The organism is Marinomonas spartinae, from assembly GCF_900089775.1.
In the GTDB taxonomy this organism is placed as follows: Bacteria; Pseudomonadota; Gammaproteobacteria; order Pseudomonadales; family Marinomonadaceae; genus Marinomonas; species Marinomonas spartinae.
In genome coordinates, this window is sequence record NZ_FLOB01000002.1 from 155,379 (window position 1) to 179,062 (window position 23,684).

15 protein-coding genes are annotated in these 23,684 nt (G+C 45.6%); 9 read left to right on the forward strand and 6 right to left on the reverse strand.

The window, feature by feature from the left end:
* Nucleotides 1–17: 17 nt before the first annotated feature.
* From MSP8886_RS04800 to MSP8886_RS04810, 3 genes are read right to left on the reverse strand one after another with little or no spacing between them, the layout of a single operon-like run.
* Nucleotides 18–3,392 (reverse strand): transglutaminase family protein, encoded by a 3,375-nt coding sequence (locus MSP8886_RS04800; protein WP_067013312.1) that lies wholly within the window; start codon nt 3,390–3,392, stop codon nt 18–20.
* Nucleotides 3,389–4,333: an alpha-E domain-containing protein gene (locus MSP8886_RS04805; protein WP_067013313.1), complete on the reverse strand. Its 945-nt coding sequence runs from the start codon at nt 4,331–4,333 to the stop codon at nt 3,389–3,391. Before MSP8886_RS04805 ends, MSP8886_RS04800 begins: the two co-directional genes overlap by 4 nt.
* Nucleotides 4,334–4,335: 2 nt before the next feature.
* Nucleotides 4,336–5,793 (reverse strand): circularly permuted type 2 ATP-grasp protein, encoded by a 1,458-nt coding sequence (locus MSP8886_RS04810; protein ID WP_067013315.1) that lies wholly within the window; start codon nt 5,791–5,793, stop codon nt 4,336–4,338.
* A gap of 323 nt (nt 5,794–6,116) precedes the next feature.
* Between MSP8886_RS04810 and MSP8886_RS04815 the strand changes: the two genes are divergently transcribed.
* The 3 genes from MSP8886_RS04815 to MSP8886_RS04825 all read left to right on the forward strand — a co-directional run bounded on the left by MSP8886_RS04815 (nt 6,117) and on the right by MSP8886_RS04825 (nt 10,048).
* The gene (locus MSP8886_RS04815; RefSeq protein ID WP_067013317.1) at nt 6,117–7,328 is read left to right on the forward strand and encodes an FAD-dependent monooxygenase; all 1,212 of its coding nucleotides are present in this window, start codon (nt 6,117–6,119) and stop codon (nt 7,326–7,328) included.
* Nucleotides 7,329–7,721: 393 nt separating this feature from the next.
* Nucleotides 7,722–9,065: a Na+/H+ antiporter NhaC family protein gene (locus MSP8886_RS04820; RefSeq protein WP_067014450.1), complete on the forward strand. Its 1,344-nt coding sequence runs from the start codon at nt 7,722–7,724 to the stop codon at nt 9,063–9,065.
* 98 nt (nt 9,066–9,163) lie between these two features.
* Nucleotides 9,164–10,048: a DMT family transporter gene (locus tag MSP8886_RS04825; RefSeq protein ID WP_067013319.1), complete on the forward strand. Its 885-nt coding sequence runs from the start codon at nt 9,164–9,166 to the stop codon at nt 10,046–10,048.
* Nucleotides 10,049–10,107: 59 nt separating this feature from the next.
* Here MSP8886_RS04825 and MSP8886_RS04830 read toward each other — a convergent pair whose 3' ends face one another.
* On the reverse strand, nt 10,108–10,680 hold the full coding sequence (locus MSP8886_RS04830) for a TetR/AcrR family transcriptional regulator (protein ID WP_067013321.1): 573 nt from the start codon (nt 10,678–10,680) through the stop codon (nt 10,108–10,110).
* 94 nt (nt 10,681–10,774) lie between these two features.
* On the opposite strand from MSP8886_RS04830, the gene MSP8886_RS04835 reads away from it, so the two are divergent.
* From MSP8886_RS04835 to erpA, 4 genes are all read left to right on the forward strand, one after another.
* The gene (locus MSP8886_RS04835; RefSeq protein ID WP_067013323.1) at nt 10,775–11,971 is read left to right on the forward strand and encodes an efflux RND transporter periplasmic adaptor subunit; all 1,197 of its coding nucleotides are present in this window, start codon (nt 10,775–10,777) and stop codon (nt 11,969–11,971) included.
* A gap of 12 nt (nt 11,972–11,983) precedes the next feature.
* Nucleotides 11,984–15,133, forward strand: a complete 3,150-nt coding sequence (locus tag MSP8886_RS04840) for an efflux RND transporter permease subunit (protein WP_067013325.1) — start codon at nt 11,984–11,986, stop codon at nt 15,131–15,133.
* Nucleotides 15,134–15,362: 229 nt separating this feature from the next.
* Nucleotides 15,363–16,949 (forward strand): peptide chain release factor 3, encoded by a 1,587-nt coding sequence (locus MSP8886_RS04845; RefSeq protein WP_067013327.1) that lies wholly within the window; start codon nt 15,363–15,365, stop codon nt 16,947–16,949.
* Between the two features lie 72 nt (nt 16,950–17,021).
* Nucleotides 17,022–17,369 (forward strand): iron-sulfur cluster insertion protein ErpA, encoded by a 348-nt coding sequence (gene erpA, locus MSP8886_RS04850; RefSeq protein ID WP_067013329.1) that lies wholly within the window; start codon nt 17,022–17,024, stop codon nt 17,367–17,369.
* Nucleotides 17,370–17,433: 64 nt separating this feature from the next.
* Here erpA and MSP8886_RS04855 read toward each other — a convergent pair whose 3' ends face one another.
* Both MSP8886_RS04855 and MSP8886_RS04860 read right to left on the reverse strand, forming a co-directional pair.
* Nucleotides 17,434–18,492 carry an ATP-binding protein gene (locus tag MSP8886_RS04855; protein WP_067013331.1) on the reverse strand — a complete coding sequence of 353 codons (1,059 nt, stop codon included), beginning with the start codon at nt 18,490–18,492 and terminating at the stop codon, nt 17,434–17,436.
* The gene (locus MSP8886_RS04860) at nt 18,489–19,226 is read right to left on the reverse strand and encodes a response regulator (RefSeq protein ID WP_067013333.1); all 738 of its coding nucleotides are present in this window, start codon (nt 19,224–19,226) and stop codon (nt 18,489–18,491) included. Before MSP8886_RS04860 ends, MSP8886_RS04855 begins: the two co-directional genes overlap by 4 nt.
* 113 nt (nt 19,227–19,339) lie before the next feature.
* Here MSP8886_RS04860 and MSP8886_RS04865 point away from each other — a divergent pair, with 113 nt between their 5' ends.
* Both MSP8886_RS04865 and MSP8886_RS04870 read left to right on the forward strand, forming a co-directional pair.
* Nucleotides 19,340–20,491 carry an efflux RND transporter periplasmic adaptor subunit gene (locus MSP8886_RS04865; protein WP_067013335.1) on the forward strand — a complete coding sequence of 384 codons (1,152 nt, stop codon included), beginning with the start codon at nt 19,340–19,342 and terminating at the stop codon, nt 20,489–20,491.
* Nucleotides 20,492–20,510: 19 nt separating this feature from the next.
* Nucleotides 20,511–23,618 (forward strand): multidrug efflux RND transporter permease subunit, encoded by a 3,108-nt coding sequence (locus MSP8886_RS04870; protein WP_067013337.1) that lies wholly within the window; start codon nt 20,511–20,513, stop codon nt 23,616–23,618.
* Nucleotides 23,619–23,684: the final 66 nt, after the last annotated feature.

Genomic DNA, 23,684 nt, shown 5'->3' on the forward strand with positions numbered 1-23,684 from the left:
CTAAGGTAAATAAAATATCAGAGCGTATTATACTGCTTACGCAAGTCTAATGTATGCGGATATTCATTTATTGGCTCTTCCTCTGGTGGTGCCATTGGGCGCGGTTCGTCTCCATTTGGGTAAAAGGAGCGTAATGCACTAAAGGCGGGTGGTGGCGACAAGGTACCTTGAGTAAAACCATGATCCCAGAAGCGGTTGACACGTCGGGCTTCCGCTTCGTTACTATTGACTGGCAAGGTCTCATAAGTCCGGCCTCCGGGGTGAGAGACATGGTAGGTGCAGCCGCCAACGGATAAGCCATTCCAGGTATCGATTAAATCAAAGACTAAGGGAGTATCGACACCTAAGGTTGGGTGTAACGCAGAAGGTGGTGCCCACGCCTTATAACGAACAGCTCCAACAAATTCACCTTTGCGACCTGTGGAGCGAATCGGTACGCGACGGCCGTTACAGCTGAGAACGTAACGACCTTCAGTCAAACCGGAGAGTTTGACTTGCAAACGTTCAACGGAGGAGTCAACGTAACGAGCCGTGCCTGATCCGGTGATTTCTTCCCCAAGAACATGCCAAGGCTCGATGGCCCAGCGCAATTCTATTTCCACATCATCAATGCGTTTGCGTCCGTAATGTGGGAAGCGGAACTCTTCAAAAGGCGCTAGCCATTCCAGTTTGAAAGGGAAACCATGATTTTGTAGATCTTCTACGACTTCTTTGACATCTTGCCAAACAAAGTGCGGCAGCATGAATTTATCGTGTAGGCTGGTACCCCAGCGTGCTAATGGTTTTTTGTAGGGTTCCTTCCAGAAACGTGCCACCAAGCAGCGTAACAACAGCATCTGCACTAATGACATGTGTGGATGGGGCGGCATTTCAAAACCACGAAACTCCAGTAAGCCTTGGCGACCACTGGCAGTACCTGCCGCATAAAGTTTGTCGATACAGAATTCAGAACGGTGAGTGTTGCCTGTGATATCTACCAGCAGGTTGCGCATCAAGCGATCCACCAACCAAGGTTCTTCGACAAACCCTTCTGGCATATTCTGGAAAGCTATTTCCATTTCGTACAAGGCTTCGTCACGGCCTTCATCTGGGCGCGGTGCTTGGCTGGTTGGGCCAATGAACATTCCTGAGAAAAGGTAAGACAAGCCAGGGTGATGTTGCCAGAAGGTCACTAAACTTTGCAGTAATTCCGGACGGCGTAGTAGGGGGCTATCAGCAGGAGTGCGACCGCCAAGGGTAACGTGGTTGCCCCCGCCCGTACCCGTGTGCCGACCGTCCAGCATGAACTTCTCTGCACCAAGGCGAGAAAGGTAGGCTTGATGATAGAGCGTTTCTGTATTGTGAACCAATTCTTGCCAGCTAGCGGCGGGATGAATGTTCACCTCGATGACGCCTGGGTCTGGGGTGATCAAGAATTTTTGCAAGCGTGGATCTTTGGGCGGTTCATACCCTTCAATAACGACAGGTAAGTCCAGTGTTTTGGCAACCGCTTCAATGTGCTCAAGTACCTCGACAAAATGTTCTAGATGGGTCATAGGAGGCATGAACACATGCAAGCGACCATTGCGCGGTTCAAGACACAGTGTGGTACGAATTACATTTTTCAGTGTTTTTTCAACAGTGGACGGTTCTGCTGCAGACGCCAGTTGCACTGGTTTTTTAGCAAAATGTTGTTTGGCAACACTGTCTAATACGGGGTTCTCTTTTTTGTTTGCCAGCGGTTGGCGAGGGTCAAATGGGTCTCGTTCTGGAATACGATCTTCTTCTGCCTGAGCTGGTAAAGAATTCAGGGGAAGTCGGTAACCCATTGGACTATCACCTGGAATGAGGGTGATCACATCGCTGCGCATCGGCCAGCGTGAGCTGTTCCAGCGGTTGTTATGGGTATCGAATTCGAGCGGCAGAATATAACCTGTTACGGTACTTAACCCTCGGCTTAGTAGTTTTGCCAGACGGCGGCGCTCTAAGTCGTCTTTTAAGTCTGCTTTGGTGGGGTCGGCATCCGCAGGAAGGGATTGCTCCATCCACAAATAGTAGAGTGTGTCCTCATAGGTGCTTTGTAGGTACTGTTTGTCCAACGCGAGCTTGTCGCACAGTAACTCGCCAAATGCCTGTGCGTCGGCGATAGTGTGCTGATAATCTTTATCAACTCTGGCAAGGTATTTTGGATCGCCCCATAGGGGTTCACCGTCGGTGCGCCAAAAGCACCCAAGGGCCCACCTTGGCACCTCTTCTCCGGGATACCATTTGCCTTGTCCATAATGGAGTAAGCCATTTGCACCGAACTCTTGTTTCATCCTGAGTAATAGATCTTTTGCTAACTTAAGCTTTTCTGCGCCCAGTGCTCCCGTGTTCCATTGTTCTGAGTCCATATCATCAATAGAGACGAAGGTTGGCTCGCCGCCCATGGTGAGACGAACGTCGCCATTTTCCAGTTCCTTATCGACCGCATAACCAAGGGCTTTTATGGTCTCCCATTCCCCTTCCGCGTAGGGTTTAGTGACGCGGGGGTCTTCGTGAATACGTGTGACAATATTGCTGTAGCTGAATTCGCACTCACATTCATCAATAAACCCAGTGATGGGGGCCGCAGAAGCGGGTTCAGGGGTACAGGCTAAGGGAATATGCCCTTCACCCGCAAATAAGCCTGATGTCGGGTCCAATCCCACCCAGCCAGCACCAGGGAGATAGACCTCACACCAGGCATGTAAGTCAGTGAAATCCTCTTCTGGGCCAGAGGGGCCGTCAAGTGCTTTGACATCGGCAGTAAGCTGTACCAGGTAGCCAGAGGCGAAGCGTGCGGCGAGTCCAAGGCTGCGCAGGATTTGTACAAGTAACCAAGATGTGTCGCGGCATGAACCTTTTTTTAAGGTAAGTGTTTCTTCACAGGTCTGCACACCTGGTTCGAGACGAATGCCGTAGCCTATGTCGCGGGATAAGCGGCTGTTTATAGCGACCAAAAAGTCGTTAATCGGAGTGCTTTTTTGGTCTACTGTGGAGAGCCATTTGTCCAATAAAGGACAGGATTCGGTGACCTGCAAATAGGGTTCTAATTCGCGTTTTAGCGATTTTTCATAGGCAAAAGGGTATTCTTCGGCATAGCTTTCCACGAAAAAATCAAACGGGTTGATGACCGTCATATCGGCAATCACTTCAACCATGAACTCCAGTTTATTGGTCTTTTCTGGAAAAACGAGCCGAGTTTGAAAGTTACCAAATGGGTCTTGCTGTATGTTTATAAAGTGGGTTTCAGGGAGTACTTTTAACGAGTAGTCATGAATTTTTGTACGCGAATGCGCCGCAGGGCGCAAGCGTAATACATGGGGGGACACAGTGATAAAACGGTCAAATTCGTAGGTCGTTTTGTGTTGTATTGCGACTCGAATGGTCATGCAGCGTCTCCTTGCCGAAAATGAAACCAGTTCTCGGTAATCTGGTAGTTTATTTCGATAAGATCTAACTGAAAGTCATTAAGATAGTCATGAAACTTTTCATCCAAATCTTCTGAACGTTCTATTGGGTATTCGTAGCCGTAAAGCTTATCTACTCTTGCGGTAATGATGCCGGAGCGAGGTAATTTGGAGGCTGCTTCACGAATCTGCTCAAGACAGTATGACAGTGTGCGTGGAAAAAACCGACCACGCAATAAAAAGGTCACGGCTTTGGCTCCATTGATTGAGGTTCGCACTGTACGGCGATAATCCAAATACGCACTTTGCGATTTCAATACTTTAGCCCATACTACTTGGCCCAGTCGCACGCTTTCTTCTGCTTCGGATTGCAACATTAAAGAGACCGCCGCATCGATAATACGCGTGTTCATATCGGCACGTTCTAAATAACGTCCCATGATGAGAAATTGCCAGCCTGAATCTCGAGTCATTGTGCCTGCAAGTAGGCCGATGATTTTTTGGCAGCCTTCAATAACGGTGTTGAGAAAGTCATGGCGGCCAGAACGATTGATGCCCTGCTTAATGTTTTGACGCGCATACATGTCCAGCTCGTTGATTAGTTCCCACATTTCTTCGGGTACCACATCACGGGTGGTACGAATGTTTTCTCGAACCATTTTCAGTGATGAGAGCATAGAGCTTGCATTGGTATCGTCCGCTAATAAAAATTTTACGACGTTACGTTCGTCTTTTACCTTGTAGCGTTGTTCGAATTGTTCGGTGCCACTGTTGATTTCGATAAGGTTATACCAAGAAATTTTGATGTCTCTTGGTAGATCAAAAAGGAGTTCATCGTATACTCTAACTAAGCGGGCCGTGTTTTCCGCACGTTCTAAGTAACGAGCGGCCCAAAATAAACGTTCTGCGACTCTTGATAACATAATTAGCGCCCCTTTGTTTCGACGATCCAAGTATCTTTACTACCACCACCTTGTGACGAATTGACGACTAACGAACCTTTTTTCATCGCAACTCGGGTGAGTCCACCTGTGGTCACATAGCTGTCTTTGCTTTGCAAAATAAAGGGACGTAAATCTAGGTGGCGTGGCTCTAAGTTGCCTTTGGATATTAATGTTGGCGAAGTAGACAGTTTCAGTGTTGGTTGGGCAATATAATTGCGAGGGTTGGCTTCTATCAGCTCAGCAAACATGGCTTGATCTTTTTTAGTGGAGTGAGGTCCTACTAACATCCCATAGCCGCCAGACTCGTTGGCAGGTTTAACAACCAAACTGTCCAAATTTGCTAACACATAAGCCCGTTGTTCTGGGTCTTCGCACAAAAAAGTCTCAACGTTTTTAAGAATAGGTTCTTCTTTGAGATAGTAGCGGATGATGTCTGGCACATAGGCATAGACCACTTTGTCATCTGCCACTCCTGCACCTGGTGCGTTTGCTAAAGCGACATTGCCTTTTCTCCAAGCCCGCATCAAACCAGGGACTCCTAGTACGGAATCTGGGTGAAAGGCTTCTGGGTCTATGAATAAATCATCAATACGACGATAAATAACATCGACTAATGCTGGGCCATTAATGGTTTTCATGTAGACGCAGTCGTCATGATTATCGACGTATAAATCGCTACCTTCTACCAATTCTACTCCCATCTGTTGAGCCAAAAAGGCATGTTCAAAATAGGCTGAATTGTAAATCCCCGGCGTCATGACGACGATTTCTGGGTCTTCTATGTCTCTGGGGGATAGTGCCGCTAAGGTATCAAATAACTGGGATGTATAAGAGTCGATTGGCAGAATACTGTCGTTTTCAAATAGTTCCGGAAGCACACGTTTGGTAATCGCGCGGTTTTCGATCATGTAAGAGACGCCTGAAGGGACGCGTAAATTGTCTTCGAGAACATAAAACTCGCCATCTTCATCGCGCACCAAATCGGTGCCGCAAATATGAGCCCACACTCCATAAGCGGGTGAGACTCCGACACATTCAGGGCGAAAGTTTTTGGAGTCTTTGATAATGTGCTCTGGGATAATGCCATCTTTAATAACCTGTTGATCATGGTATAGGTCATCGATGAAAAGGTTGAGTGCTTTGAGTCGTTGCTTTAGGCCTGCTTCTGCAACGCGCCAGTCTTTTGCATCTATGGTTCGTGGTACGATGTCGAAGGGCCAAGCTCGGTCGATGTTGCCTTCTTCGGTGTAAACGGTAAAGCTGATGCCCATTTCTTGAATGGTGGCTTCGGCCATGAGTTTTCTCTTTTCAAGTTCTTCTTCTGATAAACTATCTAGATAGCCAAGTAATTGCTTGGCAGGGGGTCTGGGCTTGCCTTTGTTATCAATTAATTCGTCAAAAAAGCCATTTGACTGATACTGGCTACTCAAGTTATCCATCTAAACCTCGTTCTTTCGTTAATCTGGGGAAAAACTGATTCAAGCGTATGCGATCCTATGCACTTTGTGGTGTCACCCCCCTATGTGATTGTTATTGTTATTAGGCAAATAGAGTAGAATTATTGCCTATTATTAATGACATTAGTCGTTAATTAGTACAAAAGAAATACAGCAAAGATCACGCCATGAACATGCTGTTTAGCAATAAATAAGTAATTTATTGTTATTGGTTCACTAATCAGTGACAAAGCGCAACTAATTAACCTGTAAATTGTTTATTATTTTTTTTGAGTGATTCTATTAATGACTGTAAGGATTGGTTTGTGAACAAAATCAAAGACGTGGCAGTTGCCGGTGCTGGTATTGGTGGTTTGACTGTTGCCTTAGGGCTTGCTCAGCAAGGTGTGGACGTAACCATATTTGAACAGGCTAGTGTATTGGCTGAAGTTGGGGCGGGTTTGCAAATGAGCCCAAATGCAATGAAAGTGCTGCGCCAATTTGGCTTAGAGGATACCCTTCGACCGTACGCCTTTGAACCACAACAAGCCACTATTCGTCATTTCAAATCGGGGGAATATTATTTAAAAGCTCCTTTAGGTCAGGCTGCCATTGATCGTTATGGCGCACCTTATTGGCATTTGCATCGTGCGGATTTACACCATGTGTTAGTAGAAGCCTGCCAGAAGGCCGGGGTAACGATACAATTAGGAGCTACGGTTACCGGATATCAGAAGTCAGATCAACAAAACTCCGTAGTGTTATGTCTTCAAGATGGTAGTCAATATGAAACGGATTTAGTCATAGGAGCGGATGGTATTCGCTCGGTGATTCGCGAACAAATGTTGGGTAAGCAAGCCCCTGATTTTATGGGACAAGTAGCTTGGCGCGGGGTGGTTCCTGTTTCCAAGCTAAACGCGATTCATGTTCAGCCTGACGCCTGTGTCTGGGCTGGGCCTGGGCGCCATTTAGTGACGTATTACTTACGTGGTGGAGAATGGGTGAACTTTGTGGCAGTAGAAGAGCGCGGAGGGTGGCAATCAGAATCGTGGCGTGAAGAGGGGGACATTAACGAGCTGCGTTCTGCTTTTGCGGGTTGGCACCCTGAAGTGACTGAGCTTTTGTTAGCCGCTGACAGCACATTTTTGTGGGCACTGAATGGGCGTAGTAGCTTACGAACTTGGTTTCAGGGAAGGGTGGTGTTGCTTGGTGATGCGTGTCATCCAATGTTGCCATTTATGGCTCAGGGCGCGGCCATGGCGATTGAAGATGCGTATGTGTTGGTTGCCTCGCTGATGAGTAAGCCGTTACCCGATGCTCTTGCTTCTTATGAAATTCTTCGTAAACCCAGAGCGGTACGTATTCAGAATATGTCTAAAGACAATACAGGCTTGTATCACATGCACGGCGGACTATTTGGACAAATGAAGCTAAATGCCGTTAAAGTGGCGTCGCAATTTGTCCCGAGTGCGATTCAAGGTAAGTTAGATCCGGTATACGGTTATGATGTAGTAAAGGCGGCGGCTGCTTGGTGTTGACGGTAAGGTATTTTAGATAACTTAAGCGTAGACGTTGCCTAGTTATTGAATCAGACGTTATCGTTCTCTGTTTTTTTGCTTGAGTTCTAACGCGTTGCCGTCGTTTTTGTCACCTTTGAGGATTGTGTAGAGGCTTACAAATGAAAAAGTAAGTCCTACTCACTAAATACTTTATTGGTTAAAGAGGCTCAGTATCTGCTGGGCTTTTTTGTTTTTTTAATTCCTTTTTTGTATAAGTGATGAATTTAAATGTTTATTTTGTTATAAATAGCGAATTCATCTCGTTATTAGTTAATCTTATCCATATCGTGGAGAGTTGGGTGCTATTAGCGATTTTCTTTCCTACGATTATCCATCGCAGGAATTTATCTCTATATGGAAATGATCGATCACATGACTTCTAAATCTCCGTTAGCACTTTTACCTTTAGTGCTGTTTCTAGTTTTGTTCGTTGGTAGTGGGCTTTGGTACCAATCCCAAGGTGTGAATTTTGCCTTTTATCAAATATCCGCTCCTGTTGCGATTTTGCCTGCCATTGTTTTGGCGATTATCTTAGCCAAAGGCTCACTAAACAAGCGTATTGACACTTTTATTAGTGGGGTCGGTGACAACACTATTATTACCATGGTGTTGATCTATCTGTTGGCTGGTGCCTTCGCTAGTGTTGCTAAAGCGGTTGGCGGCGTCGATGCGACGGTTAATTTTGGCTTAAGTGTTGTGCCGCCAGCTTTTGTATTGCCTGGCTTATTTATTATTACCGCGTTTGTTGCAACCTCTATGGGAACTTCTATGGGAACCATTGCGGCTATTGGCCCGATTGCCATAGGCGTGGCGCATGCAACAGATTTGTCCTTACTGTTGACGGTGGGTACGGTCATTGGTGGTGCCATGTTTGGTGATAATCTATCGATTATTTCTGATACCACTATTGCTGCCACTCGGACGCAGGGGTGTGATATGCGCGATAAATTTCGAATGAACTTCAAGATTGCCTTGCCAGCGGCCTTGGTCACTTTGGTGTTGTTATATTTCCAAAGTGGGGTGGCACATATTGGTCAAGTAAAGGACTATGAGTTGATCAAGGTACTACCTTATGTCGTTGTCTTAACCTTGGCGGTGCTGGGGGTTAATGTCATGTTGGTGCTATTTAGTGGCATTGTATTGGCTGGGGGGATTGGGCTAACAATGTTACCGGATTTCACTGTTGCGACTTGGGCTAAAGAGATTTACAGCGGTTATACCAGTATGCAGGAAATTCTGATTCTCTCTTTGCTGATTGGTGGCATGGGGGCACTTATGAAAGCGCAAGGCGGCTTGGATTGGCTGGTGAGCATGATTGAGAAGATTAGTCATGTATTTGGTGCTAAGCCTGGGTCAACACGGGCCGGAGAGTTTAGTATCAGTGCGTCAGTGGCGCTGACAAATTTGTGCACAGCAAATAATACGGTCTCTATTCTGATTAATGGTTCAGTCGCCAAAGACATTGCCACACGATACAACGTGGATGCACGTCGCAGTGCAAGTCTTTTGGATATCTTTTCCTGTGTTGCGCAGGGGCTATTGCCATATGGTGCACAGATTTTATTGGCATCGTCCCTTGCCAAAGTCTCGCCATTATCTCTTATTGGTTATGTGCAATATAACTGGCTTTTGGCAGTAGCTGCGATAGTATCCATCATACTTGCTTGGCCAAATGTTAAGAAAAAGAATGGCTTGCCTCTATCGTATGTGAAATAAATAGCAGGTAGACTGGCATTACAATGTTTAAGAGAAAAACCACCTTAATCGGTGGTTTTTCGTGTTTTTAAGATGTTATATCTTTTTAAAAAGGCAATATGTTGAAGCAAGGGGCGCATTTCAAGGCTGAGCTAATTTTGATCCTAGTGACTATTCTAGCGGGCTTTGGTTGGATTTTTTCTAAAGAAGCCTTGACGGGACTGCCGCCTTTGTTTTTTATGGGGATGCGCTTTTTAGTTGCGTGCTTTGTTTTGGTGCTTGCTGGGCGTAAGTACTTTGTTAGGATGCGATGGCGAGACATTAGGCCGGCTCTATTCGTTGGTGGCGTAATGGGGCTTACGATGATGTTTTGGGTGGAAGGATTATCAAAAACCCAAGAGTTGGGAGTTGGTGCGTTTATTGCTAGCCTAGGTGTGGTTTTGGTTCCCATCGTCGCCAAGCTTTTATTTAAAGAGCAGCCTCCAAATAGTATTTGGGTTGCGCTTCCTATTGCGGTAATTGGATTAGCCTTTTTAGCGTTAGACGGTGGGCTGAAGTTTGAAGTGGGGCAGTTGTTTTTTTTGGCCACGGCAGTGATGTCGGCATTTCAGTTTAATCTGTTATCCAGACAGTCCACTCGAATGTCTGTGCTGGTACTTACGGCCATACAATTGGGAGTAGCTGGGGTGTTTTTACTCACTATTTCTTTACTTACTGAAACAGTGCCTCATGTTTTGCCGACGAATGTGGTAGGTTGGTTTCTAGCGAGTACTTTAATCGCAACAAGTTTACGATTTTTGCTACAAACCTACGGGCAAAGTTTGACGCCAGTAAGTCACGCGGCTGTAATCATGAATTTAGAGCCAGTTTGGACCGCTTTATTTGCTTCTATCTGGTTTGCACAGTTAATGAGTGTCGGTCAGGTGTTTGGTTGTTTCTTGATCTTTGTTGCGATGCTAGTGAGCCGATGGCAGCAGATTAAGGTGATATTTAAAAACCATTGAAACGGACTAGTTTGCTTTACAAGAAAAGAAGAGGGTTAGCCCTAGAAAAGAATTCAAGGCTAATCTGGTAAAATGCTGTCTAGCAGGGTGTTGTAGAGTTTAATCGTTTCCTGAGTAAAAGGTCGGGTTGTGTAATCCCATTCGGATAACATGCCCTCTGCTAAGATGGATAACGCTTCAACTCGAGCAACGGCTTCTGCTTTGCTTAGGCTTGGTGATTTTTCCATGATGATATCAGTGGCTCTTAATCGAAGACGTTGGTTCATTTCTTTACAGATCTTCGATATCGTCGCATTGCGCGATGCCTCTGCCTTGATTTCAAGCGTCATAATGCGAATGCAATGGATCTCTTCGTTGTCTTCACTGAAATGCCGAGTCAGCCAATTTTCTTTATTTAAAAACTCAGACATAAAACTTAAGTGTCTTTTGGTGGTCTGTTCAACCAGTGCGCATATAATGTCATCTTTGTCATTAAAATAGCGATAGATTTGCCCAACACTGAGTTTGGCAGATTTGGCAATCGCCTGCATGCTGGTTTTATGAAAGCCTTTATGAATAACGTTTTGTTCTGTAGCGTCAAGAATTTGCTGACGGCGTTCATCACTGAGAGATTTTGAAAAGTTGAATGTCATTTTTTTGCACTTTTGCACGGTATATTGAAAGGTTAGCATATATTATAGTGAGAATGAACGTTCATTCTCAATGAATCTTAAGGAAAAACCCTAGATGTTGTCAAAATTTAAATATGCTTCTGGTGCGTTACTTATCGCATTATTTGTTGCTGGTTGCCAAGAAAAGGCAACGGCTCCCTCTGGCTCACATCAGGGGGAACCAAAGGTTGAGGTTGGAGTATTGACTATCGAGCCTCAGAAAAACGTTGAATTGAATATAGAGCTTCCTGGGCGTACGTCATCGAGTTTAGTGGCAGAGATTCGGCCTCAAGTAGGGGGAATTATTGAGAAGCGTTTGTTTAAAGCAGGGGAGAATGTCAAAGCCGGACAAGTACTCTATCAACTTGATGACTCCTCTTATTTGTCTACTGTCAGGCAGTCGCAAGCTAATTTGGAGTCTGCCAATGCGGGTTTAAAATCAGCTGAGCTTAAAGATCGACGTTATACCTTGCTGCGCAAACAGAATAACGTGTCTCAACAAGATCTAGATGATGCTCATGTGGCTTATTTAGAGGCAAAAGCTACACAAAAAGGTGCAGAAGCTGCCCTGCAAAATGCTCGAATTAATTTGTCCCATACAAAAATCACGTCACCAATCAGTGGAAGAATTGGTATTTCTCAAGTCACCGTTGGGGCTTTAGTGACGGCCAATCAAGCAGGTGTCATGACGACGGTTCGTTCGTTAAATCCTGTTTATGTGGATTTGGCGCAAACCAGCTTAGAGCAATTAAAATTGCGTAACTTGTTATCTCAGCCTGGCGTGAAGAAAGGCACTAATAAGGTAACCTTGGTATTGGAAGATGGCTCAAAATACAGTCACGCGGGTGTGCTGGAATCAAGTGAAATTAATGTCGATGAATCAACGGGGAGTGTGACATTACGTGCCGTGTTCCCGAACCCAGATAATGTGCTGCTTCCTGGTATGTTTGTTCGAGGAACTATTCATCAAGCGACGTTTGATGCGGCTATTCTAGTACCTCAACAAGCTGTCTTCCATGATGTCAAAGGCAATGCGTATGCTTACCTTGTGAATGGAAACAGTAAAATTGAAAAACGTTTTATTACGACAGAGCGAGCCATTGGTAATGAGTGGTTAGTGACAAAAGGGATTAATGCTGGCGATAAGGTGGTTATGCAAGGGTCAGCAAAAATTCATCCCGGTAGTAGTGTCACGACCGTTAACGTTCATTTTAACCGTGAGACAGATACTGTCTCTCCAGCAAACGCTGCTACCAATTCTTCATCGAATTAAGGAAGAGAATTTATGTTGGCTCGTTTTTTTGTAAATCGTCCGGTTTTTGCTTGGGTGATTTCCATTTCCATTATGCTCGCAGGTATTTTGTCCATTACCCAGCTGCCTATAGCGGAGTATCCTAATGTAGCGCCACCAGCGATAAGTATCACGGCTACTTACCCAGGGGCATCGGCTGCAACGCTAGAAAAAAGTGTCACGCAAATATTAGAGGAGCAGTTAACCGGGCTAAGTGGCTTGTTGTACTTCTCTTCTTCTAGTTCCTCCTCAGGTCGATTAGATATTACGGTGACCTTTAAGCAAGGGACAGACCCTGATATTGCTCAAGTTCAGGTGCAAAATAAAATTCAGCAAGTGACATCCCGTTTGCCTGAGGCCGTTCAGCGAAATGGCGTAACGGTGCAAAAAACCATGTCAGACTTTTTGCTCGTTGCTGCGGTTTATGACAGTAAGAATAAGCATACGTTTGGTGATATTTCCGATTACTTGGTTTCCAATATACAAGACCCTGTTGCCCGTGTGGATGGAGTGGGGAATGTTCGGGTATTTGGTTTCCAATATGCCATGCGTGTTTGGTTGGATCCTCTTAAGTTGGCCTCTTATAAATTAATGCCATCGGACGTGGAAAATGCCATCAAAGCGCAAAACGTGCAAATTGCTGCTGGTGGTTTAGGGGATCAACCCGCAGTCAAAGGTCAAGAACTAAACGTGACAGTGACTGCACAGTCTAAATTTACCACGGTCAAGCAATTTAAAAATATCATTCTTACTCATGATAAAAATGGCGCGACAGTGCGCTTAAAAGATGTTGCAAAAGTCGAGTTAGGTAGTGAAAACTACTCTTACATTTCACGTTTGAATGGTCATCCTGCTTCTGGTTTAGCGGTCATGTTGTCGCCAGGAGCGAATGCATTATCGACATCTGAAAAAGTGAAAAAGGTAATGAATGGCCTCGAAAGTACGATGCCTGATGGTTACAAGTTAGCCTATCCCGTCGACAATACAGAGTTTATTAAGCTGTCTATCGAAGAAGTGGTGAAAACGCTCTTTGAAGCCATCGCTCTGGTTGTTATCGTCATGTTTATCTTCTTGCAAAATTGGCGTGCAACGTTGATTCCTGCTATTGCCGTTCCTGTCGTCTTGTTGGGTACCTTTGGGGTGCTGGAGCTGGCTGGCTTCTCGATTAACACCTTGACAATGTTTGGCATGGTGCTGGCGATCGGTCTCCTCGTGGATGATGCGATTGTTGTGGTGGAGAACGTCGAGAGGGTAATGGAAGAGGAGCGACTGTCTCCGAAGGAAGCCACGATCAAATCGATGGGGGAAATTACCAGTGCTTTGATTGGTATCGCGGTTGTGTTATCGGCTGTGTTTTTGCCAATGGCTTTCTTCTCAGGATCAACAGGGGTTATTTACCGACAGTTTTCGATCACCATTGTGTCGGCAATGACATTATCTGTTGTGGTTGCTTTGACGCTAACTCCGGCACTTTGTGCGACGCTGTTAAAGTCAAATCACCATGTAAAACGTACAGGATTAGCTGGCTGGTTTAACCGTAACTTTGATCGTGCTACGACAGGTTATTCAAACCGAGTAACGCGTTTGGTAAAACAGCCTGTTCGTTGGATGCTGGGTTATTTTGCCATTATTGCGGGCTTGATTTACTTGATGATGAATTTACCATCGGGCTTTATTCCGACCGAAGATCAGGGAGATCTTATGGTACTGGTAAACTTACCTCAAGGAGCTTCTATCAGTCGAACGAATGATGTGATGAAACAGATTGAGCATCATTTTATGGTGGATGAAAAGAAAGATGTTAGATATGTGTTTACTCTATCCGGCTACAACTTTTCCGGGTCTGGGCAAAATGCGGGCTTAGCCTTTGTTGCGTTGAAAGATTGGTCAAAACGGACAGGCCCAGGGGATAGTGCGTCGGCGATTGCGGCGAGAACGTATCCTGCTTTTGCTGGTATCCTTGATGCCCAAATCTATACTTTGATCCCTCCTTCCATTCGTGGCCTAGGTCAAAGTAATGGCTTTACCTTTGAGTTACAGGCGGCTCCGGGAACCTCCCGAGCAACCCTGCTGAAATTACGTAATGAGTTGTTAGCGAATGCGAGGGCCAGCAAAATTCTTGTCGGTGTTCGTTTAGGTTCGCAGCCTGAGACACCGCAATTGCATATTGATATTGATCGTTCTAAAGCGTCGGCATTAGGGCTGTCGTTGAATGACATTAGTCAAACGCTCAGCGCTGCTTGGTCTGGTCAGTATGTGAATGACTTTATTGATCGTGGGCGCGTTAAAAAGGTATATGTCGAAGGGGAAGCAAAATATCGTAGTACGCCTTCTGATTTAGCCCATTGGTATGTGCGTGGTAAGGATAATACCATGACGCCATTTTCTGCCTTTGCCAATGCAAAATGGACTTATGGTCCTCAAAGTTTGAACCGCTTTAACGGTTTGGCTTCTTATGAGATTCAGGGGCAAGGGGCGCCAGGGGTAAGCTCTGGTCAGGCAATGGATGAGATTTCTAAGCTAGTTAGTCAATTGCCGCCGGGGGCTACTGGATCATGGAGTGGCCTATCTTATCAAGAGAAAGCGTCTAGCGGACAAACGATGATGCTTTACGGGATTTCCATCTTGGTGGTCTTCCTATGTCTGGCTGCACTTTATGAAAGTTGGACTGTGCCTTTCTCTGTGATTCTTGTGGTTCCGCTGGGAGTCATTGGCTCGACTATCGCTGCCCACTTAATGAATCTGGAAAACGATGTGTATTTTCGAGTGGCGTTGCTGACAACCATTGGTCTGTCATCTAAAAATGCTATTTTGATCGTTGAGTTTGCGGAAGCGGCTTATAGTAGAGGTAAGAGTGCTTGGGATGCAGCAATAGAAGGGGCGAGGTTGCGTTTACGACCTATTTTGATGACCTCTGCCGCATTTATTATGGGTACCTTACCACTGGCAATGTCTACCGGGGCTGGTGCAAATAGTCGCCAGTCTATTGGCTCTGGTGTTGTTGGAGGCACGTTGACTGCCACTGTTTTGGCCATTTTCTTTGTGCCTTTGTTCTTTGTCTTGGTGAGAAGAGTGTTTCCTAAGCGTAAGCAGTTTGAGGGTCATAGTGATCAATCCGATGAGCAAAAGGTGATTGAGTCATAACTCACGGATAGCAAAATAATAAGTCAAAAAGGGGCCTACATGGCTCCTTTTTTATGCTTGGGTCTACAGAGATTTATGTGAGGTTAAAGGAATCTTCGATGGCTTTATTGTGTCTGGCGCTAAGATCGGTGAAAATAGCACCATTGAAAATTAACCTTCCAGCTTTGTGTCTTGCCTATTGTTGAAAGTAGGTGTCACCAGTCTGCGTTACATTAGAAGATTCTTACCCATGTCAAATACAGAGTTACTTGAGCAAGTTGAACAACGTCGTACCTTTGCGATCATTTCGCACCCTGATGCTGGTAAAACGACGATTACGGAAAAGTTGTTGCTTTTAGGGCAATTAATTCAAACCGCTGGTTCCGTTAAAGGTCGCAAGGGCGATAAACATGCCACTTCTGACTGGATGGCGATGGAACAACAGCGTGGTATCTCTATTACCTCGTCTGTAATGCAGTTTCCATACAAAGATCGCATGGTGAATTTGCTGGATACCCCTGGACACGAAGACTTTTCGGAAGATACCTACCGCACCTTAACCGCTGTTGACTCGGTCTTAATGATCATTGACGGTGCTAAAGGGGTAGAGGATCGCACAATTAAGTTGATGGATGTCTGTCGTCTTCGTGATACGCCCATTCTGACCTTTATTAACAAAATGGACCGAGATATTCGAGATCCCATTGAGTTGTTAGATGAGGTAGAAGAGGTGCTAAAAATTGCGGCGGCACCCATTACCTGGCCTATTGGTATGAGCGACTTCTTTAAAGGCGTGTATAACCTATACACGGATACAATTCATGTTTTTGTGCGTGGCCGTGGTCATACTTTAATGGACGATATTCGTATTGAAGGTTTGCAATCAGATGAAGCCAAAGCATTGCTCGGGGATGATTGGGAAGCTTATGTTGATGAAATCGAGTTAGTTCGTGGCGCAAGTCATGAGTTTGATCATGGGGCGTATTTGGCGGGTGAGCTAACGCCGGTATTTTTTGGTACGGCGTTATCTAACTTTGGTGTGCGTGAAATGTTAGATGGTTTTGTTGAGTGGTCGCCCGCGCCAATTGATCGTGAAACCAATACACGTAAGGTAGAAGCGACGGAAGAAAAGTTCACAGGGTTTGTCTTTAAAATTCAAGCCAATATGGATCCAAAGCATCGAGATCGAATCGCTTTTATGCGTGTTTGCTCCGGTTCCTATACTCGCGGGATGAAAATGCGCCATTGCCGTTTGGGTAAGGACGTTAAAGTGACCGATGCGGTGTCTTTTACCGCCGGTGATCGTGAAGGTGTGGAGGAAGCCTTTTCTGGCGACATTATTGGTCTGCATAACCATGGAACGATCCAAATAGGTGACACTTTTACCGAAGGTGAAGATTTGAAATTCACGGGTATTCCTCACTTCGCGCCAGAACTGTTCCGCCGCGTACGTTTAAAAGACCCAATGAAGATGAAAGCCTTGCAAAAAGGCTTACAGCAGTTGTCTGAAGAGGGGTCTACTCAGTTGTTTATGCCACAGCGTAACAATGAGCTGATTGTAGGGGCGGTGGGGCAGCTACAATTTGAAGTGGTGGCCTACCGTTTAAAAGACGAATATAAAGTCGAGTGTATTTACGAGGCGGTGAATGTGAACTCCGCACGTTGGGTGGATTGTGATGATCCAAAACGCTTTGAAGAATTTAAGCGTAAATGTGCAGATAACTTGGCAATTGATGGCGGAGGGCATTTAACCTATTTGGCGCCAACCCGCGTTAACTTGATGATGGCGGAAGAGAAGTGGCCTGAAGTGACCTTCCGTGCAACTCGTGAACACTGATCTATACTTGACTAAAATACTAGGTTAAGAGGATAATTCACCTAATTAATTATTCTGTAAAGTGGTATCAAGATGAGCGTTGTTGAATCGGCAAACCCCATCGAGTTTACATCGGCAGCAGCAGCTAAGTTGCAAACTCTGATTGAAGAAGAAGAAAATGATCGTCTGATGTTGCGAGTATATGTGACAGGAGGTGGTTGTTCAGGTTTTCAATATGGCTTTGAATTTGATGAAGAGCTTCAAGAGGATGACACTAAGGTTCATCGGGACGGAGTCACTCTAGTAGTGGATCCCTTGAGCTTTCAATATTTGGTTGGAGCGGAAGTGGACTATAAGGAAAACCTAGAAGGTTCAAGGTTTACTGTCAGCAATCCTAATGCCACATCAACTTGTGGGTGTGGGGCGAGCTTTAGTATTTAGCGTTCGATAAGGACGATTATTAAGAACCTCTTGTGCTACTGGGTACAAGAGGTTTTTTTATTCTCTAAATTATGCTTTTGTATGGCCAACGCATTTCAAAACGAGTGCCACTTTGTTCGGTTGCATGACAGCTGGCGTCGCCACCATGTGCTCTTGCTATTGCAGCAACTACAGCTAACCCTAAACCGCTGCCTGTTGTTTCGCTTTCCTGTGAGCGTTTAAAGGCGGTAAAGACATGGGGTACCAGCGTGTCTGGAATGCCGGGACCTTCATCTTCGATGCTTAGGATAATGGTGTTTTGCTGGATATATGTTTGAATGCTAATGGTGCCCGGTATGGCATGTTTGATAGCATTGGTAAGTAAAGCAATGAGCGCTTGGCGGATTCTAATCGGGTCGCAGAAGGCGTTAGTGACAGTTAAGTCGAGTTTTACCTGCTGACGTGCCTTAGCTAGGGCGTCTTTCATGAACTCAACCACCGCAGTGATTTCGGCACTAAGGTTAACGTCCTGTGTCCTTAGATTGAGATGCCCACTTTCTTCTAGACTAACGACACGTAAATCTTCAACTAGGTTTTTTAAACCATCAACTTGCATAAGTAAGCTGCGAAATTGGTGATTATCTGGCGTAAAGACGCCATCTAAAAGTCCTTGTAAGCGGCCATATAAAATAGTGATGGGAGTTCGTAATTCATGGGCAATGGCAGCGTTCCAGAATTTTTGTTCATCGGTCATTTGCTCTAGTTTTTCAGCAAGCAAATTAAAATCACGGACTAGCTGATTGGTTTCGTTTTTCGTATTACTAAACGGCGTGGCTCTGGCGGATAAGTCCCCGGCAGCAAGTTGGCGAATCCCTTTGGTGACGGATTCGAGAGGGGATAATATTTGACGGGCCAGATGTACGGCAACAGCGATAGCGATTGACAGAGTTATGATAATGGTAACAGCTACCCAGATGAGCTCAGGCCCTTCTGGCAGAAAGCTGTCTTCAAAGACGTAATTGGGCCAAAAGGTATCCATTAGATAATAAAAAAGATAGGAAGTGAAAAAGACGAGTAAGATCGCCAGCAAGGTAATGGCGATCATTGAGGCGATTATTTTGCCACTTAGTCCGACGATTCTCATTTTCTATCCCAAAAACGATAGCCAATACCCCTCACCCCAACAAGAGTGTCGTGTACTCCAGCCTGTTCCAATTTTTTTCTTAGTTTGCTGATATGACTGTCCACTGTACGTTCGAGTGTGTCCCCTTCTGGTAAACAGTTTTCCAACAGTTCCGTTCGACTGTAAGCGCGTTTTGGGGCACGAGCCATCAAGGCTAATAACTTAAATTCGGTTAGTGTTAATGTGATTTCTAGGGGACCTGTTCCTTGATCCACTAAGACAGAGTGGTTTTCTATGTCAATCTGTAGTGCTCCTAGCCTCAGAACTTGTTGTGTTTGAGGCTCCGTTGTCGCCATGGTTCGGCGTAATACCGCTTGTGTTCGTGCCACGACTTCAGCGGGGTTGAAGGGTTTGACGACATAATCATCCGCACCGATACGGAGGCCCATGAGTTTATCTATGTCCTGATCCATGGCGGTGAGCATGATGACAGGCGTATTACCACGGTGGCGGATTTCAGTCAGCACGCGCCAGCCATCCAGTTTTGGCATTTGTACATCCAGTAGAACGATATCGGGCTGATAGGTCGAATGAAATTCGAGAGCTTGAAGGCCATTGGCGGCGTGCAAGGTATGCATGCCTGATTTTTCCAAATAGGCTGTCAGAATCTCTGTAATCTCAAGATCGTCTTCGGCAATCAGTATGGTTACTTTAGGGGGGGTTAAGGTTTCTGAATCTGTTATCACGTTATTCATGAAAAAGTATCTATCTCCATCAAACCTACACACATTCTCGGTCATAGCTCCATTCAGTAAAAGTAAAATTTAGATTATTCCATGTTTACGCCCGAGAAGGTAAAGGATTTTCGATGAAGTGTTGCTTTAGATGTACTCGTTATGGCGTGGTTGTTTTGTTTGCTCTCATTCTTTGTGCATGTGATCAATCTCAATCAGATCAACGAGTTTTAGTACCTGCCCCTTTAGTATCAACAATCTCTTTGGTTCCACAATCATTAACAGTAACCGAGACGTTGCCAGGTCGAGTAGCACCTGTTCGCATTGCTGAAATCCGAGCTCAGATTAGTGGCATTGTGCAAAAGAAGCTTTTTGATCAGGGCAGTCAGGTGAAAGCCGGTCAGCCGTTATATCAAATTAATCCAGCGCCTTTTTTGGCAGAGGTCGATATGGCTGCAGCGACTCTCAAACGGGCAGAAGTAGCTTTGGCTTATGCCCAAGCGCAAGTAGTGCGGTTGAGCTCATTACTCAAATCCAATTCCATTAGCCGTCAACGATACGACGATGAAGTATTCAAACGAGATCAAGCATTAGCGGATGTCGAACAAGCGCGAGCGACACTAAAACGCCGCAAGCTTGATCTAACCTTTGCCACAGTGGAAGCGCCTATTTCAGGCCGTATTGATCAGACTTTGGTATCAGAGGGGGCTTTGGTTAGCCGTACAGATGCCAGTCCAATGGCGCGAATTCAACAGATTGATCGAGTTTATTTAGATTTACGTAGACCTGCGTCCTCTCTTGAGCCATTGCGGAAAGCCTTGACGAAACAGGGGGTAGAAAGCGGTCTTACAGTATCGATTTTACGACCTGGCGCTGAACCTTACGGAACGGGTCGCATCATGTTTTCCGGTATCAGCGTTGACTCAGGGACTGGGGATGTGTTGCTGCGGGTGTTGGTAAGCAACCCTAATCAGCGGCTTCTACCAGGTATGTTTGTGCAAGCTAAAGTTGAGCGGAGTCATTACGACCAAGCTTTAATGTTGCCACAACAGGCGATAGTGCATTTTGAAGGACAATCTCGAGTGTGGGTTATCGATGAAAATCAACAGGCCCATCTAATCAAAGTCGAGCTTGGGGAGTTGGTTGATCGTTATTACCGCTTAGCAGCAGGGGGGAAAGCAGGGCAAAAAATTGTCGTCGAAGGGATGGATCGACTTACTGAGGGGGTAAAGGTTCGTGAACAGCAATGGGGCTTGAATCAGTCAGCCTCTGGCTTCGCCCACTAAATTTACAGGAAATTCACTTATGGCTCAGTTTTTTATTCATCGCCCTGTGTTTGCTTGGGTTATTGCTTTATTTATTATTTTAGGTGGTGTGTTGGCGATTCCAGAATTGCCGATCGCCCGTTATCCATCGATTGCTCCACCATCGGTTAGTATCACCGCGAACTACCCAGGGGCGAGCCCTCAAACAATGAATGATGCTGTGCTGAGTTTGATTGAGCGGGAACTGTCTGGCGTTAAGAATATGTTGTACTTCGAGTCTTCGGCCGATAGTTCAGGTTCCGCTTCTATTACAGTGACATTTAAGCCAGGGACTAACCCTAGCTTGGCCCAAGTAGATGTGCAAAACAAGATTAAGGCGATTGAAGCGCGTTTGCCGCAGACTGTTCGTCAAAATGGCTTAAGTGTCGAGTCGGCTACATCTAGCTTCCTTATGATTGTAGGTCTTAAGTCTGATGATGGGCGTTATACAGAGACTGAGCTAAGCGACTATATGGCACGCAATCTGTTGGAGGAACTCCGTCGTATAGGTGGAGTGGGGAAGGTGCAATTGTTTGGCTCTGAGCAGGCTATGCGAATCTGGGTGGATCCAAGTAAGTTAACGTCTTTTGGTTTGACCATGACGGATCTAACGACAGCGATTACTCAGCAGAATGTACAAATTGCGCCCGGTAGCATTGGGGCATCTCCTACTAGCAGTGGACAGAGAGTGACCGTGCCGTTAAGAATTCAGGGGCAATTGAGTTCGCCAGGAGAGTTCGCCAATATTGTCGTAAGAGCGCGTCCCGATGGTTCAAAAATCTTGCTAAGGGATGTTGCGAGGGTTGAACTGGGTGCCCAATCTTATAGCTTTAGTAATCGTGAAAATGGCAAAGTGGCTACGTCGGCGGCCATTCAATTAGCGCCAGGGGCAAATGCCGTTAGCACTGCTAATAAAGTGCTGGCTCGTATGCAAGAGTTGGCTCGTACCATGCCTGCCGGTATGAGTTATTCCATTCCCTTTAACACGGCACCATTTGTTAAAGTGTCTATTGAGAAAGTCATCCATACCCTGATTGAAGCGATGGTGTTGGTATTCCTAGTGATGTTTTTGTTTTTGCAGAGCGTCCGCTGTACCTTGATTCCTGCTATCGTGGCGCCGATTGCTTTGTTAGGGACATTGGCCATCATGCTGCTGACAGGCTTTTCGATCAATGTATTAACCATGTTCGGAATGGTGCTGTCTATCGGTATTATTGTTGATGACGCTATTGTGGTGGTGGAGAATGTCGAGCGGATTATGCATGAAGAAGGTCTTAGTCCCAAGGATGCGACTATCCAAGCGATGAGAGAGATAACCAGTGCGGTCATTAGTATTACGTTAGTGTTGACTGCGGTGTTTATCCCTATGGCCTTTGCCAGTGGATCGGTTGGTGTCATCTATCAGCAATTCACTTTGTCGATGGCGGTATCTATTTTGTTCTCTGCTTTTTTGGCTTTGACATTGACACCAGCCTTGTGTGCTTCCTTACTGAAACCAAATGTCCAGCAGCCTCTTGAGAAATCGGGGTTCTTTGGTTGGTTTAATCGAAAGTTTGATGGTATGACGAAGGGATATGTCTCTAGAGTCATTAAGCTGCTGACTCGAACGGGGCGAATGATGATACTTTTCGTCATTATCACTGGACTGTTGCTTGTTGCGTTGCGAATTTTGCCGACGTCATTCTTGCCGGAAGAAGATCAGGGTTACTTTATGACGACGATTCAATTACCTGCAAATGCGACCACGGAGCGGACATTGGATGTAGTGAAAGTGTTTGAAAAGTATATCGCTTCTCGTCCTGATGTAGCGTCTAATCTATCGATCATGGGTTTTGGTTTTTCTGGCTCAGGTTCGAATGCTGCCATGGCGTTTACTGTGTTAAAAGATTGGAAGCAACGAGGTGAGACGACTTTACAGGAAGAGGTGTCGTTGGCTCAGAAGGCTATGGCAAATATTTCAGAGGGAACCGTCATGAGCTCGATGCCTCCAACAATTGATGAGTTGGACACCAGTTCGGGCTTCTCTATGCGTTTACAGGATCGTTCTAATCGAGGGTATGAGGCATTGAAAGCCGCGCAGGATAAGCTGCTTGCCTTGGCTGCAAAAAGTCGCGTTGTGACAGGGGTCTATCCAGATGGTTTACCCGCTGGGGCTAGTATTCGGTTGAATATTGATCGGATGAAGGCAGAAGCAATGGGGGTTCCTTTTAATAGTATTAGTGAAACGCTTTCCTCGGCGATAGGGTCTACGTATGTGGGGGATTTTCCTAATGCTGGGCGCATGCAGCAAGTGATTCTTCAAGCCGATACGTCGGCAAGGATGCAAATAGAAGATGTGCTCAAGTTGTATGTGCGTAATGTTCGCGGTGGCATGGTGCCTTTGTCTGAAGTGGTGACGCCCGTTTGGAGAGAAACTCCTTTGCAGTTGACTCGTTATCAAGGGTTTCCGTCAGTCCGTATTTCGGGGGCGGCAGCAGCGGGTTTTTCTAGTGGTGCTGCTATGCAAGAGATGGAGCGCTTAGTGAGGCAATTGCCCGCAGGCTTTGCTGTCGCTTGGAGCGGCCAGTCACTTCAAGAGCGCCAGTCGTCATCCCAAGCGCCGTTGTTAATGGCGTTATCTATGCTCGTGGTATTTCTGGTCTTGGCTGCCTTATACGAGAGCTGGTCGATTCCATTCTCTGTTATCTTGGTTGTGCCACTTGGCTTATTAGGAGCTGTCGTTGCTGTTTTGCTTCGAGATATGCCTAATGATGTTTTTTTCAAGGTGGGCATGATTACTGTCATTGGTCTTTCGGCTAAAAACGCCATATTAATAGTGGAGTTTGCTAAGCAATTACATGAACAAGGCAAAGGCTTGATTGAATCGGCTGCTACTGCTGCTCGTATTAGGTTACGTCCTATTTTGATGACATCATTGGCTTTTGGTCTAGGTGTTGTGCCTCTTGTGGTAGCTTCCGGTGCCAGTGCTGAAACGCAGCGGGCTATTGGCACAGGAGTACTTGGTGGCATTATTAGTGCGACCTTATTAGCTATCTTTTTTGTTCCTGTGTTTTTTGTCTTCGTGATGGGGGCGCGAGAACGAATTGCTCGATGGAGGACTTCCTGTTGAAAAGTGCCTAGCACAACCCAACGTTCAATATAACTTCTAGAGGAGTAATAATGAGTAAGTCCTACG